Origin of the sequence: Shimazuella kribbensis DSM 45090, assembly GCF_000428065.1 — a bacterium.
In the GTDB taxonomy this organism is placed as follows: Bacteria; Bacillota; Bacilli; order Thermoactinomycetales; family Thermoactinomycetaceae; genus Shimazuella; species Shimazuella kribbensis.
On the sequence record NZ_ATZF01000006.1, the window covers coordinates 139,628 to 154,383 of the forward strand.

Below are 14,756 nucleotides of genomic sequence, written 5' to 3' on the forward strand. Positions count from 1 at the left end.
CTTTTATGTTGTGCCTTTTCCAAACAAATAAAATAAAAAATCAACCCTATTAAAATAGAGTTGATTATCAGGAAAGGGCTAAGCTTGTAACACCACGTTCGATGGTTTCCTTCCTTTCGGTCTTTTGAATAAGAAATATCCCAACGTAATGACAAGAAAGGCAACAAGGAATAAAAACAAATGATTTGCTTGTACTTGTAAATCTCCCATATTTCCACTGGAAATGACATCTCGAAAACCTCTTATGCTGTATGTCATCGGCAACCATGGATTTAGTGCTTTTGCCCAATCTGGTAATAGTTCAAATGGGAAAGTCCCTGCACTAGAAGCCAATTGGAAGATCATCACCAATAAGATAATAAATCGGCCAATCTGATCCAACCATGTCACCATCGCTTGACAGAAAAACATAAAAGTAAACGATACAAGTGCTGTATAGGCATAAAATAAGGCTACATTTTGAACTTCTATCCCAAGTAAATAAACCAAAATCGTACAAGCAATGATCGATTGTCCCGAACTCATCAAAGCAAAAGTCATCGTCTTACTTACAAATAATTTCCACCCAGCAGCCTCTTTTTGTGTACTCGATGATCGAGCTGAATACACAGTTGTAAACACAAGCGCCCCAGCAAATAACGCAAGCGATACAAAATAGGGAGCGATTCCATACCCATACAAATCGATATGCCGATCGTCATTTTCTTTGATCGAAACCGGAGTAGAGAACAACTGAATTGTTTGATCATCTGCTTTCACTTTCGAGGTGTCGTTTGCTGCATCTTGTAGTTTTGTCGCTAATTCTTTTGATCCCTCGCTCAATTTGGTAGACCCTGACTGTAGTTTGGACGAACCATCAGCTAGTTGTTTTGTACCAGTCACAAAACTCCCAGTACCAGAAGACAATTCACCGATACCAGCGTTGAGCTGGCTCGCTCCGTTTTGGATTTGACTTGCACCTTGGACTAACTTTTGACTTCCTGTTACTACACCAGTAAATTTTGTATTGTATTGATGCAGTCCATCCGACAATTGTTGCTGTCCAGCTTGTAATTTGTTCGCACCTTGTAATAGTTGACTGTTCCCTTGACTTAGTTGCTTACTACCAGATAGTAACTGTTCTTGTCCTTTGGTAAGGGATTGGCTACCAGCTAGTAATTGTGATTGAGCATCACTTAATTGCTTTGAACCAGTGGAGACTGCTTGACTTGCTGCCAGTAGCTTTTGAAAATTAGGATCTAATTTTAGTTCAGGGTGCGCTGTTTGATATTGTTGCAGACCATTCGCCACTTGCTCTGCTCCATTTGATAATTCTTTACTCGATTTCTGAGAAGTAGACAAACCTTCCTCCAACTGTTGGCTACCTTTTAGGGAGGTAGTTAGTCCATCTGTTAGTTTATCTGCACCTTGTTTGGAAGTTTGAATCCCTTTCGCTAATGTTTCTGTACCTGTTGCTGTTTGCCCTGCTCCTGCTTCTAATTGCTGCCCAGCATTAGCAAGTTTTTGTGTCCCCTCTGCCAAAGCGAGTGCACCTTTTTGTAGTTCTGCTGTCCCTTTCTCCAGTTTCCTTGATCCATCATTTAATTTCTCCGTGCCCTCATGCATCGTAATGGCTCCAGATGATAACTTGGCTAGATTGGTTGTGACTTTAGATTGTCCCTCGTTTAATTGGACGGCTCCTTTATTCAAATCGGAAGCGCCTTTTCCTGCTGTTTGTAAACCCTTGGACAGTTTGCTGAATTGTGTAAACACACTGCGAGTATAAGCTTCTGTGACGTTATCTGAGAGTTTTGCCTTCATTTCTTTGGTCGCATTTTCACTGATCTGACCAGCGATAAAATTATAGTAACTATTGGATTCATATTGAATGTTTGCTTGATGCGGATGATCGCTGTTCAAAGAAGCAGCATCAGCAGAAAAATCATTTGGTATCGTAATCATCGCATAATAACGATTATGGTTCATGCCTTGCATCGCTTCATTTTTATCCACAAACTTCCAATTGAATTTTGGATTCTTTTTTAGTTCGTCTATAAATTCTTTCCCTACATTCATCGTTTTATCTTGATACGTAGCACCTTTATCTAGATTTACTACAGCCACAGGCAAATTTTCTAATTTCCCATAAGGGTCCCATGTTCCTTTGAGTAAAAAACCACTATACAAAATGGGTACACATGCAACTCCTAAAAAGGTAAGGATCAACATTGGTTTCTTGAAAAAATGTTTGAGATCGTCTAGAAAGACTTGAAACAACTTCATGATTTTCACATCCCCTAAATAGATAATTTTATATAAATGATAGAATATTCCGTGTTTTATTAACGGCAAATATATTGCCCTGTTTTCCGTAAAATGAGGTTAGCAAAAAATGAACTTGCACCTATTTTACCGATGTTATACATTTAGGTAAATTTAATTATAATGATGTCAGATTAATTATCATTTAAGGATGTGAGATAAGGATGCACCTAGAACAATTGGAATGCATCATAGAAGTAGCCAAAACAGGCTCCCTCACGAATGCAGCAAAAAATTTACATGTCACCTTATCTGCTGTCAGTCAGTCAATCTCCCATTTAGAAAAAGAACTTAGTATAACCTTATTTAAACGGTCGAGACAAGGAACTGTGCCTACAGCGGAAGGAGAAATCATCATAAAAAAAGCGTTTGAGATTATGAGCAAGGTGCAAGAACTAAAAGATCAAGCTAATGATTTTTCTAATATGCAGACAGGTGAACTTCGGCTGGCAACTATCCCAGGCCCTCTTTCCCTTTATCTCGATACGTTGATTCAATTTAAATCGTCTTATCCCCAAATTCAGATGGAAATCAGTGAAAAAGGTACACAAGAGATCATCGATGATATTCGTAAAAACAAAGTAGACTTAGGGTTGATCATTTTGTTTGAAAACTTGTTGCAAAAAAATCCCCATCTCACCTTTGGCCATCTTCTCAAAGGAAAAATGGTTGTGTGCGTCAGTCGAAAATCTCCGCTGTCCTTGTTACGAACCATATCACCTGCTCAATTGCTTCAGCAATCCTTTGTTTTTTATAACGATGATTACATGAAATGGTATATGGAGAAGTACCAAAAAACATATGGAAACGCAAATATATTGTTCACCACCAATAATCAGGATGCTATTTTCCAAGCATTACACGAAGAAAATATAGTTACAATTGGACTCGATTTTTCCTTTGTTAAACTGCCCCAAGTAAAAAATGGAGAACTTGTCCTATTGGAAATTGATATCCCAAGGCCAGAACCAATCTACTTAGGATGGGTTCGTGCAGAAGAAAAACGATTTTCCAAAGCAGAAACGATTTTTATCCAGAAACTACAATATGAGTTACAAAAAAAGCCACATATTAAATAGTGGTTTTTCCCTATTGGGTATGTTATTACTTTGTCTGATTATCAAATAATAATTAATATTTATTATATAACTTGATAACTTACTTAGGAGTTTGATCTATCCAACAATCAATAACATCAAAACTAGCAAAGAGTAACACACATTTTTTACCTATATCACGACTCATAACGCACGCTATACTATTCTGCCAAAAGCTAACGCACAACAGCCGTGAGATGCCGACTGGTACATCTATAAAGAACGTCATCTCATCGAATGTTTTTTCAACAAACTAAAGCACTTCCGTAGAATTGTCACTTGGTATGACAAGTTAGCTACTCTTTTTTGGCGTTTATTTATGTTGCTTCCATTTTCAAATTGACTGAATAATTAGTTTTCAGATACATCCTAATTAAAAATAAAGGCTGTTTTCGTAAACATTGTTGTTATAGAACAATGTTTACGAGCATTACCTAAAAAACGACACATAGCAAATGCTACATGTCGTTTGATTTATTATGCTTCTACAGTATTTTGTTCCATTCCACTTCCGTATTGCTTTTTGAAAGCTACCACAAAGTATGCTAAGGATAATACACTGAATAAGACAATAAAGCCTAATAAGATTATTACATTATGCCACATTAAGCTATAGTCCCCAGTGGAAATAACTACCTTAAATGCTTGTACAGTATATGTCATTGGTAAAATCGCATTAAAGTGTTGTAAGAATTTCGGTACTAGTTCTAATGGGAATGTACCAGCACTTGTTGTTAGCTGTAAAATTAACGCAATAATAGCAAGGAATCTTCCTGGTTCTCCAAAAACAGTTACTAAAAATTGAATTAACGCTAAAAACGCGAAACTCGAAACAAGACTAATTAATAAATAGTAAGGTAAAGATTTAACTTCTAGACCTAATATACTTATTAATGCAACACTTGCAATAACTGATTGGATGATTCCTACCACCATTAAAATACCTGTTTTTCCAGCAAACCAAGCAAAAGCATTTTTAGGACGTGATGCAGCAGCTCTTATTGGGTAAACAACCGACATCAATAGACCACCTACATATAATCCCATTGAAAGGAAGTATGGTGTGAAACCTGTTCCATAGTTAGGAACTTTATTTATACTTTCTTTTTTCAATTTAACTGGATTTGAATACATATCTAATTGTTTATTATTTACACCAACATCTTTTGTTTGCTCTTTAGCATCACCTAATTTTGTTGATAACTCATGTGATCCATCTTTAATTTTTCCTAATCCGCTGTTCAGTTGATTAGATCCATCCGCCAGTTGATTCACACCATTTTCTAACGCTGGTGTATTATCGCTTATTTGACCTATTCCACCTGCAATTTTACTCATACCATCTACTAATTTTGGTGAATTACTACTTAATTTATTTGCTCCATCATTTAGTTTATTAATACCAGACACTAATACTGGTGAGCTTTCTGACAGTTTATTTGTTCCATTTGCTAAAGCTTGAGTTCCTGTAGCAAGCTGTTTTCCACCGTTGTTTGCTTCTCCGAGTTTTTCACCAAATTGAGATAATCCATTTGTCAATTTTATTTGACCAGCAGCTAATTTACCTACACTTGCCGTAAGTTCATTACTTTTTTCATTTAAAGTAGTTGCTCCTGCTGCTACTTGCTTACCACCTTGGCCTAGTTGCCCTGCTGCAGATGATAAATCACCTACGCCACTTGCAACTTGCTTACTACCTGAAACTAACGCTTCGATTTTTGAATTATAAGCGTCTTGTTGTTCCTTAGGTAATGAAGATAATAATGGTGCTACTTCTTTCTGTAATTGAGACAGCCCGTCAGCTACTTGGCTAGCTCCTATTTTCGCTTCATTCGCCTTATTTTGCCATGTAGTTAAATTAGTTGATAATGAATTTGCACCGTCTGCTAATTGCTGAGTACCGGATTTTAACTGAGGAAGGTTTCCTTTTAATAAATTTAACCCGCCTAACACTTGTTTTGAGCCGTCAAGTAGTTGACCGTTTGCTGAATATAATTGATCTAGACCATATGACAGAGAATTCGTACCAGTATTTAACTTAGACGCTCCAGCATTTAAGTCACTTACACCTTTTGAAAGAGGTCCTACACCATTATGAAGTTGGTTAATCCCTTGAGATAATTGTCCTAGACCATTTGTGTATGCTACTAAACCATTTTTCTCTTTTTGAGAACCATCATTTAATTTACTAACACCTTCTTTTAATTCAACTGATTTACCTGCTAATAGTTTAAGTCCATTTGCAAGTTTCTGAGAACCATCCTTAGCAGTTCCAACACCTTTATCTAATTTTGCTGACCCATCACTAGCTTGAGCGATTCCACCAGTTAATTCGCCAATACTATCGTAAATCGCTTCTACATAGTTTCGAGTAATTGTATTAGAAATTTTTTCTGTTACCTTTTCAGATGCAGAATTCCCAATTTGTGCTGATAGAAAATTGAATCCTTCATTTGGAATATATTCCATTGTTAAATGTTTTGGATTTTTTTCAGAAACAGAAGCAGCGTTTTTTGAAAAGTTTTCAGGAATACGAACTGCCATATAATATTCTTGATTTTTCAAACCTTTCATAGCCTTTTCATTGCTAACAAACTTCCATTTGAAATTGTGATCTGTTTTAAGATTCTTAACAAAATCTTTTCCTATGTTTAAAGACTTTCCGTCAACTGTTGTTCCTTCATCTAAATTTACAACTGCTATGGGTAATTCCGTTAAACTTCCGTACGGATTCCAAAAAGCCCATAAAAACATTCCACTATACAATAATGGCACTAACAATACTGCAATCACTGGAATTAAAAGCTTTTTGTTTCGTACAAGATGGCTAAATTCTTTTCCAAATTGTGAAAACACGTATCTCTCTCCTTCTTATATTGGACAATTGACCAAATTATCCAATTGGTCAATTTTATTTATTTAAAAATGGATTATCATTTTGACAATCCATTTAAAATATAGAAATTAAATAGTTCTGTAATACGTTGTTTATCTAGAGGCTCGTGATCTCTGCCCCATTCAATCGCTAGTGTTGTATACAATCTATATAAAACTACAGCAGTAATTTCTGCATCACATTGTACGATTTCATTTCGATTATTTGCTTCTTCAATCTTATGCTTAAGATATTGAATAACCACATTGTTAAGTCTCTTAATTGCGTCATGGACCTCAATTGTCCCAATTTCGCGTTGTTCTTGAAGAAGTTTAATCGTTAAATCATGTTCTTTTTGAAATTCCGTTATTGTTTCGATTCCTTTATGAATTTGGATAATAAAAGAATCAGAATCACAAATGGCATTTTCCGCTGCACTTTTCATATCCAAAATTAGATTATTGATAATTTCATCAAATAATTCCTCTTTATTTTTGAAAAAAGTATAGATCGTACCTTTTCCAACGTTTGCTTGCTTTGCAATTTGACTCATTGTTGTAGCTTTATAACCAAATGTTCCAAAAGATCTTGTCGCTGCCTCTAAGATACCTTTCTTTTTACTTGTACTCAACGTATTACACTCCTTTTGACTAATTGACCAAAAATGAATTATGGTCAATTTGATATTCTTAATTTAACATACCATTTTCATCTTTTCAACTTTGATTTAAAAAAATAAGCTTTTTTTGTAAACTTTGTTGTTATTTAAAAATGGGATTAGGATGTGCCTGAAAACTAATTATTGAGTCAATTTAAAAATGAAAGCAACATAAATAAACGCCAAAAAAGACGTAGCTAACTTGTCATACCGAGTGGCGATTCTACGGAAGTGCTTTAGTTTGTTGAAAAAAAATTCGATGAGATGACGTTCTTTATAGATGTACCAGTCGACATCTCACGGCTGTTGTGTGTTAGCTTTTGGCGGAATAGTATAGCATGCGTTATGAGCCGTGATATAATCACGAATGCTCTTTGAACCATAGGCTTTGTCGCCAAAAATATTGCTTCCTGCAATTTTGAAAAGATCAAGCATGTCACAAACAGGGCGTGAGTCATGCACATTGCCGCCTGTTAGTTTCAAAAGAAGCGGATTGCCTAAGCCATCCACAATGGCATGGATTTTCGTGGTTTTTCCTCCGTGAATGATGCCAATATGCTGTTCTCTTCATGATTTAGAGCTCCTTTTTAGCACCTGAACTGTGCTGATAGGCTTTGATGACGGTGGAATCGATGCTAAGATTTTCAAAGTCTGCCTCTTCGAGGAGAAGACAAGATTTGATGATGAACATTATTTTAAATTATACAAACAAATATCAGGTGACAGATACTTGCAACCATACATCGAATTGGATTGGAATGAAGAAAATATGGACAGCCTACGTAAGAAATTTCCTTTGTTATGGGATCGATATAGTCAAAATCCTTTAGAATAAAGCTACTCTAAGATGAGTGGCTTTGTTATGAATACTATGGCTTTAGCTATAAAACAAAAGCAGTCTAGGAGAAATGCTCCTAAACTGCTTTTGTCAACAGCCCATATCATAGTGGCTTTTTCTTAGTTCCATACATAGTTTAACCATCTGTTTCTAGTTATATAAATGTTATTGCTCTGTATTACTATCAAATTACTATTAATCGGACATTTTATTTATATATGGTAATAAAACAAATATTTACCAATAAACAGACTTGATAACTTGCAGAAATCACTATTTGTAACCAAGGATATAATCTTATGCAAAAAGATGAAATAAACTGTTTGCATTCATACTTACAAGAATGGTGATTAATACAGTAAAAACGATAGCTGCTGCCGTTTTGCTAAAAGGATCTTTCACTCGAACATGAGCGATAATCGCACCTATCATCGTGATTCCAAGCCAGATAGCACCCCATGCAACCGCTTCAGCATACCAGTAACCGATAATGAGTATAGCAGCTCCCACGAGTTGGATGGCGCCTGTAACAACACGAAACCAATGAGGCAGTTTTATATCATTGAACACATCAACCCAGTATTTGGCTCCTGCGATCTTGTTGACGCCTGAGAAGATATAATACGCAACTAGTAAACTTTGAAGAACGATAGAAAAGATAGTCATGATGATTTCCTCCTGATGTTTTAAGAATTCGTTCTTAATTATTGTGCTAATAACTTATCAAGTTTGTTTTGCATAAGCACCCAGCCTTGTTTCGCTCCGTTGTAAGCATGGCCTTCATTTTCGAACCCAGAATGTTCCAGGTGTAAATAAGTAATATCGTCCGCTTCTTTCAATGTCCATGTAACAATAGTGTTTTGCCCATCTGTTAGCCAACTATAAGATAACTTATTGGGCTCATCCAAAACGAGCACTTCCGAATCGATAATTCCATCCCACCACTTGTTTGGTTTCGTTCGAAATTGAAATTTATGCCCCATGACTGGTTTAAAATCATTATCCATTACCCATTTCGCTAGCTTTTTTGAATCCGTTAAAGCTGACCATACTCGCTCGATTGAATGATTAAACTCAAAATCCAGTGAAACTGTTGGCATTTACTCTTCCTCCTCTAATAGTTTGATCCAAAAGCAATTTTTTTTCGTTCCAAAAATTTATGTAATATGTCCCAAGTCATGTATTTCTTGGAGTGGTTCGGGATTCAATCGATACCTCGTTTCTCGACCAACTTTTCGATTCGTGACAATACCGTCATCTTTGAGGATCACCAAATGTTTGGAAACTGCTGTGCATCCATTGGAAACTGATCCGTTCATTCATAGAGATGCAATTCCTCTACATTTGCCAAAAGGCGAATCAGTTCTCGTCGTGTTGAATCAGAAACGGCGTGATTAACATCTCCTCCTAGCTTTCGCCATCTAAAGGACACCAAATAGTGTCTCAAATATTTAACTCCATAATACGAAACCTAATGGTGTCTTGTCAAGCTGTTCTTTTTATTTTAAATCTGATTCACTATTAGGAGTATGTGAACGATTGGAATACGGAGGACATATCTGAAATGATTTCCAATTTCTCTGCTAATCTCAACTTAAGAGCTTAAATTATCCGACTGGGCAAAAACACCCAAAATCAGCATGGGTAACACACATTTATTACCTGTAGAACCTTTATAGGATTACAATTATGATTATGATATCTAAGAATGGAGTGTTTTTATGAGAAGGATTCTTATCTATAGAGATAGTACATCGGAAAAATTTTGGGAAATAAATGTTATAGAGAATACATTTCTAGTTACATATGGAAAAATTGGCACAACTGGAACGGTGAAGATGAAAGAGTTTGAATCGGAAGAAATCAGTCATAAAGAAGCGGATAAATTGATTCAATCTAAATTAAAGAAAGGATACGTTATAGCGGATTCGACTGAAGATATAGTAAAGAAAAACATGATGTCGGAAACACTTTTTTGGGAACTATTAGAAACTGCTAAGAAGAAAGAAGAGGATCCAGAAGATCAACTGGAATGGTTAGAACTCCATTTATCAAGGAAACCAATAAAAGATATTGTAGAGTTTGATTTTATTTTAAAAAAATATTATTACCAATCTTATACATCCGATTTATGGGCTGCTGCTTATATCATCATGGGCGGATGTTCAGACGATTCCTTTGACTATTTTCGGGCATGGTTACTATTTCTAGGAAAAGAAACATATGAATCTATCATAAATAATCCGGAATCTATTATTCCCCATCTCCAACCATTAGAAATAGAACAGGAAGTTCCAGAGCTTGAAGATTTACTCTATGTCGCTAGTATGGCCTATGAGGAAAAGACAGGATTTGATGATGAACATTATTCTAAATTATACAAACAAATATCAGGTGACAAATACTTACAACCAAGCATCGAATTGGATTGGGATGAAGAAGATATGGACAGCCTACGCAAGAAATTCCCTTTGTTATGGGATAGATATAGTCAAAATCCTCTAGAATAAAGCCACTCACTCTCAAAAGTGAGCAGCTTTATTTTGAATACTTATCTTTGATAACTCCATAACTTGAAACTGAACAATATGATTTCACGGAGTATTCGAACATAAAAAAGGAGGCAATCTTCCTATTGTATGTTTACTTAAGAAAGATGAATATGTATGGATCTTGGAGGGAAATAAAATGGAAAAACCAGTCGCTCTGATAACTGGTGCATCAAGTGGGTTTGGTTTGCTGATGAGTATTTCTTTAGCCAAACGTGGATATCATGTCGTAGCAACCATGCGAAATCCGGAGAAAAGCCCAGCTCTAGAGACATATAACCAACTTGAAAATATAGAAGTGGTAAAGATCGATGTAACGAAGCATGACGAAATGACTACCTCGATGAAACAAATCATCTCGCGTTTAGGAAAAATAGATGTGCTAATTAATAATGCTGGCTATGCCGAAGCAGGATTTGTCGAAGACATATCCATCGATGCATACCGCCATCAATTTGATACTAATGTTTTTGGATTAATCGCTATGACCAAAGCTGTCCTTCCTTTTATGCGAGAACGTAAACAGGGAAAAATTATCAACATTAGTAGTATAAGTGGCAGATTTGGTTTTCCAGCACTCAGCCCTTATACCGCTTCCAAGCATGCGATCGAAGGATTTAGCGAATCTCTTCGCTTAGAAATGCTACCTTATGGAGTTTATGTCTCGCTTGTAGAACCGGGATCATACAAAACAGCCATCTGGTCCAAAGGCATGACAACCCAATCGAAACAAACCACATCAGCCTATGAAGTTTATTTGACAAACATTCTCCAAGAAATCGACCAAACTTCCAAAAACGCAGGTAATCCTCGAGAAGTAGCTGATTTAATCGTGCAAATCGCTACTTCCAAACGTCCAAAACTCCGATATCCAATTGGAAAGAACGTAAAAATGCAACTGTTGCTCAAAAGTTTATTGCCTTGGGAATGGCTGGAGCAGCGAGTGATAAAATTAGCATCACGAACAACAAAAAGCAAGAGCTGATAGAAGAGGGATATCTATCAAAAAGATATCCCTCACCAAAAATAATAAACAAAATGACATATATGACTTATGAGATGGGAGTACCATTTTCCACCCATTCATCAGGCTTTAAAAGAATAACATCTCCATCACTTGGTACTCCTCCAATAATCAATACTTCCGATTTAAAACCAGCAATACGCATAGGAGGAAAATTCACTACTGCAACGACTTGCCTACCCACTAATTGTTCAGGGTTATATCTTTTTGTTATTTGAGCGGAAGATTGTTTGATCCCGATTTTACCAAAATCAATCATTACCTTTATGGCAGGTTTTCTTGCTTCTGAAAACGGTTCTGCTTTGATCACCGTTCCAATACGGATGTCTAACTTTTGGAAATCTTCCACGGTTACCATTTTTATTCCTCCCTATTTATGACCATGGCTTCTCGATTCACTAAACGAAGAACTCATCAAATATTTTATGTTGTCCAATCTTTTGTTCTGAATAAACATGCTAGATTTAGACTCATAAGTTATAATAATAGTGTAAATGATAGTGATGGGGAAATGAAATGAATAGAGAAGAAAGAAAAAATAAACTGCATGCATTATTAGCACAACAACAACAAAAGAATGAACGACAGCAAAAGAAAAATATGATAAATGAACTCGAAAATCAATTACTAACTGTATTCGCTGACCCAAAAGACTTTGAAATTCTAGATGAAGGTTTAAGCGACAAAGTAGTAGAGCAGTTTTGTGATATATTCCCGATTACGTGGAATAAAATCAACTGGGGAATGAAAAGTGTACATCAAATAAATGTAAAAATAGACGATATTCTTGAGATACCATCTACCCTAACATCGATAGGATTTAGCATATTGACTCCAATATATATCTTATGGGGATATGGTGATTACCCATCTATTAAAACAAAATGGGAACGGATATCACTTGAAAAAATAAATGAAATTATTTGGATAGGCTCTGATATGTATATTTTTTCCCCTATGCAAAAATATGTCGTTGAATTTTCACATGATGATTCGATTCACATCGGATGGGTAAACTAATCTATGGCTCCATGGACTCCGCACGTTCTAAAATTGTTTGTAAGACTTCTTCATCATCAATGTAGCCGATCACTAAGGCAAAAAGATACCTCATATCTTCTTCATGCAGTTGATCTAGGGCGCTAATAATTTCACTTTTGGTACCTTTACTCATGCTGTAACTACTCCATTTCTTTCAATAGATTTAAATTGTAATTTAGAAACGAAATTGATAAATGTTCAGAATAACCTTTAGTATAAAAAAACAGAGAGAAAAATCTCTGTTTTTTATACCTTATCTCAAATTAATTCTTTTCTGTTGTAATCTGTAATATCATGGCTCAACTTATCCAACAACTCTTTTACCGTATACTCTTTGTTAACTAAGGCTTTTAATTCACGATCTGTCATACCGATCAACTGTACGAATTCTACTTTTCCATTAGGTGTATGGATCACACCCGCTTCATCTGGAATAGTTATAAATCCAGTAATATTGGAAGTTCCTTCCGTATCCATCCCGCTCTCTTGTCCTGTATATATGTATTCATATGGCTGAAAGATCACATTTCCTTCAAATACATAGCGTGTCAATGATTGTAAGACACCTGCCATTCCCTTTAATTCCTGTTCGTCCACTTTTGGTGATTTTTTCAATTTTACAGTTAATTCAAAACCATATCCGCTGTATTCCAGATCTTCCGATTCCTTTTCATGCAACTCCGAAAGCCCATATGTGACAAAATGATAATAGTCTCCCCCATCATAAATACTGATTCCATCTAAAGGATCATTTCCGCCCAGTCTCCATTTACGTAAAGTACCAAAGTGTAAAGGATTTTCTTGATCTGGATACTTTTTTGAAAATACTTCTGTAATACAGTCCCAACCTTGATTTTGCTCTATCTCACTCATTTCCTAACCTCCGATTGTTGTTGATGTGATAAATGTCATATGGACAAACAAAATGTGGTACAACTTATCTCTCCAGTATTCCTATCCAAATATACATTTTAAAAGGTATCCAAACTTAGGATATCTTTTTTATGTGCCTCAAGACAAGGTATCGGGCAAAATGCGATACTCTCTATTTTTCCCCAACTCTCTACTACCATTTATAGAACAAGGAAACTCCCTTATACAGCAAATAAATTCATTCGATGATATTATATATCTTCCAATATCTATCAATAACAGAAAAGCTAACAAGTTTGATAGAAATCAGATTATAAGGGGGATAGTTTACATTCATTCCTCAAGTACTCTGATCACTAAATAGAACAGCATGTGGAGATGAACTAGAATCACCAATCCAAACATTGTTCAATATCGACAATAAAAGAACTCATCTATAACTAGATAAATTCTTGTCTTGGGAAGCTAATTCGCTATGATTTTGAGTTTCCGATCTGAAAATGTACGCTATCTGTTTTAACTCTCGCAGCTTGTATTTGCGTAACTGGTGCTGTTCCCGTATTTGTCTGACTTCAATGGCAGCTTTTTTAAACTCTTTTTTAATGCATAAATACTCCTCTAATACATAAAATCTTTCACTATTCGCCTCTGCATGCGTACCTCTCTTAACCTTCATAAGTAGCATTAATTCTCTTTCATCTATTTCGTTTTTTGCTAGTTCTAAAGCATGCACTATGTCCTGTGTAGCACGATCGTAACGTGCAAGATCTGATTTAGCACTATGATAATGCCCGGCTACTTGTCCAATATGTCCAGTTATGGTGTTGATAATTTTCCATGGATTGACTCTTTCATATGTAGCATCAAATATTGTTTCGTTTCTACTAGAGCTACTGTGTATTGTTACATTAATCGCTAGAATAATAGATGAAAGTCTATAGCTGCCGTCTTATGATGTACATGTTAATTTCGGGTAGTATCGTTCATAAGAAAAATACTTAGTTGGAGGATACAATGACGATTTATTATTTTATGTTTGAAGCAATACCACATTCGGATAATCCAAAAAAAGATGACTGTGCAGGTGCATTTATAAACTGTTGGGTTGACTCAACAGATGTGAACTTGGCATTGACTGAAGCAAGTAACTACATTAACGATGAAGGTTGGGAAGTAATAAGTATGGTAGATCAATTTATCGCAAGTCGAGAGCAGTATGAGGAAGATGATAAATTAAAGGAATCACTGGAGTGTTTTGATCAAGCTAGGAGTGATGGGATCGCCGCAGTCTTTCACATATGGTCTTATGATGACTAGATCTAACTTTTTCAACCAAGTACGTAATTGTACACACTATGTATCCTATAATATGAAATCTACTTTGCGGGTAATGACACATTTGCTGATACTATCCCTACAAGAGAGTGGAAAGGGAAGAAAAGGTCGCTAATTGATGGGGAAGATGTTTTTATTAAATCAAAGAGTTGGTTCTGTGATTGA

General features: G+C 35.7%; 15 protein-coding genes and 1 pseudogene. 6 read left to right on the forward strand and 10 right to left on the reverse strand.

The window, feature by feature from the left end; translation table 11 throughout:
* Positions 1-78: 78 nt before the first annotated feature.
* Positions 79-2,262: a YhgE/Pip domain-containing protein gene (locus tag A3GQ_RS0110995; RefSeq protein WP_028777091.1), complete on the reverse strand. Its 2,184-nt coding sequence runs from the start codon at positions 2,260-2,262 to the stop codon at positions 79-81.
* A 203-nt stretch (positions 2,263-2,465) separates the two neighbouring features.
* Here A3GQ_RS0110995 and A3GQ_RS0111000 point away from each other — a divergent pair, with 203 nt between their 5' ends.
* A complete protein-coding gene (locus A3GQ_RS0111000) occupies positions 2,466-3,380 on the forward strand; it encodes a LysR family transcriptional regulator (protein WP_028777092.1) in 915 nt (304 codons plus the stop codon).
* 220 nt (positions 3,381-3,600) lie between these two features.
* Positions 3,601-3,741, forward strand: a pseudogene (locus A3GQ_RS28505) (IS5-like element ISSoc13 family transposase); the annotation flags it as partial.
* Positions 3,742-3,875: 134 nt separating this feature from the next.
* Here the strand turns inward: A3GQ_RS28505 and A3GQ_RS0111005 are convergent.
* From A3GQ_RS0111005 to A3GQ_RS28365, 6 genes are all read right to left on the reverse strand, one after another.
* Positions 3,876-6,254 carry a YhgE/Pip domain-containing protein gene (locus tag A3GQ_RS0111005; protein ID WP_028777093.1) on the reverse strand — a complete coding sequence of 793 codons (2,379 nt, stop codon included), beginning with the start codon at positions 6,252-6,254 and terminating at the stop codon, positions 3,876-3,878.
* 77 nt (positions 6,255-6,331) lie between these two features.
* Complete coding sequence (locus tag A3GQ_RS0111010; RefSeq protein WP_028777094.1) at positions 6,332-6,904, reverse strand: TetR/AcrR family transcriptional regulator; 573 nt, start codon at positions 6,902-6,904, stop codon at positions 6,332-6,334.
* 324 nt (positions 6,905-7,228) lie between these two features.
* Entirely contained in the window at positions 7,229-7,486 is a 258-nt protein-coding gene (locus tag A3GQ_RS28510) for a transposase (RefSeq protein ID WP_083964198.1), read from the reverse strand.
* Between the two features lie 580 nt (positions 7,487-8,066).
* Positions 8,067-8,435: a DoxX family protein gene (locus tag A3GQ_RS0111025; RefSeq protein ID WP_028777095.1), complete on the reverse strand. Its 369-nt coding sequence runs from the start codon at positions 8,433-8,435 to the stop codon at positions 8,067-8,069.
* A gap of 38 nt (positions 8,436-8,473) precedes the next feature.
* Positions 8,474-8,869: an SRPBCC family protein gene (locus A3GQ_RS0111030; RefSeq protein WP_028777096.1), complete on the reverse strand. Its 396-nt coding sequence runs from the start codon at positions 8,867-8,869 to the stop codon at positions 8,474-8,476.
* 57 nt (positions 8,870-8,926) lie between these two features.
* Positions 8,927-9,088 carry an ArsR/SmtB family transcription factor gene (locus A3GQ_RS28365; protein WP_342664998.1) on the reverse strand — a complete coding sequence of 54 codons (162 nt, stop codon included), beginning with the start codon at positions 9,086-9,088 and terminating at the stop codon, positions 8,927-8,929.
* A gap of 402 nt (positions 9,089-9,490) precedes the next feature.
* Here A3GQ_RS28365 and A3GQ_RS0111040 point away from each other — a divergent pair, with 402 nt between their 5' ends.
* On the forward strand, positions 9,491-10,279 hold the full coding sequence (locus A3GQ_RS0111040) for a DUF4240 domain-containing protein (protein WP_028777097.1): 789 nt from the start codon (positions 9,491-9,493) through the stop codon (positions 10,277-10,279).
* 178 nt (positions 10,280-10,457) lie between these two features.
* Positions 10,458-11,303, forward strand: a complete 846-nt coding sequence (locus A3GQ_RS0111045; protein ID WP_028777098.1) for an SDR family oxidoreductase — start codon at positions 10,458-10,460, stop codon at positions 11,301-11,303.
* 67 nt (positions 11,304-11,370) lie between these two features.
* Here A3GQ_RS0111045 and csaA read toward each other — a convergent pair whose 3' ends face one another.
* The gene (csaA, locus tag A3GQ_RS0111050; protein WP_028777099.1) at positions 11,371-11,700 is read right to left on the reverse strand and encodes a chaperone CsaA; all 330 of its coding nucleotides are present in this window, start codon (positions 11,698-11,700) and stop codon (positions 11,371-11,373) included.
* A 158-nt stretch (positions 11,701-11,858) separates the two neighbouring features.
* Here csaA and A3GQ_RS25690 point away from each other — a divergent pair, with 158 nt between their 5' ends.
* Entirely contained in the window at positions 11,859-12,362 is a 504-nt protein-coding gene (locus A3GQ_RS25690) for a CDI toxin immunity protein (RefSeq protein ID WP_051271617.1), read from the forward strand.
* Position 12,363: 1 nt separating this feature from the next.
* On the opposite strand, the gene A3GQ_RS26965 is transcribed toward A3GQ_RS25690, so the two are convergent.
* Entirely contained in the window at positions 12,364-12,516 is a 153-nt protein-coding gene (locus tag A3GQ_RS26965; protein ID WP_156877666.1) for a hypothetical protein, read from the reverse strand.
* Between the two features lie 125 nt (positions 12,517-12,641).
* Complete coding sequence (locus A3GQ_RS0111065) at positions 12,642-13,256, reverse strand: suppressor of fused domain protein (RefSeq protein WP_028777100.1); 615 nt, start codon at positions 13,254-13,256, stop codon at positions 12,642-12,644.
* 1,014 nt (positions 13,257-14,270) lie between these two features.
* Here A3GQ_RS0111065 and A3GQ_RS0111075 point away from each other — a divergent pair.
* The gene (locus A3GQ_RS0111075) at positions 14,271-14,573 is read left to right on the forward strand and encodes a hypothetical protein (RefSeq protein ID WP_028777102.1); all 303 of its coding nucleotides are present in this window, start codon (positions 14,271-14,273) and stop codon (positions 14,571-14,573) included.
* The last annotated feature ends 183 nt before the right edge of the window (positions 14,574-14,756 follow it).

Bases quoted from the DNA above. Each gene is read 5' to 3' on its own strand.
- A3GQ_RS0110995 (WP_028777091.1), bottom strand. From the start codon at position 2,262: ATGAAGTTGTTTCAAGTCTTTCTAGACGATCTCAAACATTTTTTCAAG.
- A3GQ_RS0111000 (WP_028777092.1), top strand. From the start codon at position 2,466: ATGCACCTAGAACAATTGGAATGCATCATAGAAGTAGCCAAAACAGGC.
- A3GQ_RS0111025 (WP_028777095.1), bottom strand. From the start codon at position 8,435: ATGACTATCTTTTCTATCGTTCTTCAAAGTTTACTAGTTGCGTATTAT.
- A3GQ_RS0111030 (WP_028777096.1), bottom strand. From the start codon at position 8,869: ATGCCAACAGTTTCACTGGATTTTGAGTTTAATCATTCAATCGAGCGA.
- A3GQ_RS28365 (WP_342664998.1), bottom strand. From the start codon at position 9,088: ATGAACGGATCAGTTTCCAATGGATGCACAGCAGTTTCCAAACATTTG.
- A3GQ_RS0111040 (WP_028777097.1), top strand. From the start codon at position 9,491: ATGAGAAGGATTCTTATCTATAGAGATAGTACATCGGAAAAATTTTGG.
- A3GQ_RS0111045 (WP_028777098.1), top strand. From the start codon at position 10,458: ATGGAAAAACCAGTCGCTCTGATAACTGGTGCATCAAGTGGGTTTGGT.
- csaA (WP_028777099.1), bottom strand. From the start codon at position 11,700: ATGGTAACCGTGGAAGATTTCCAAAAGTTAGACATCCGTATTGGAACG.
- A3GQ_RS25690 (WP_051271617.1), top strand. From the start codon at position 11,859: ATGAATAGAGAAGAAAGAAAAAATAAACTGCATGCATTATTAGCACAA.
- A3GQ_RS26965 (WP_156877666.1), bottom strand. From the start codon at position 12,516: ATGAGTAAAGGTACCAAAAGTGAAATTATTAGCGCCCTAGATCAACTG.
- A3GQ_RS0111065 (WP_028777100.1), bottom strand. From the start codon at position 13,256: ATGAGTGAGATAGAGCAAAATCAAGGTTGGGACTGTATTACAGAAGTA.
- A3GQ_RS0111075 (WP_028777102.1), top strand. From the start codon at position 14,271: ATGACGATTTATTATTTTATGTTTGAAGCAATACCACATTCGGATAAT.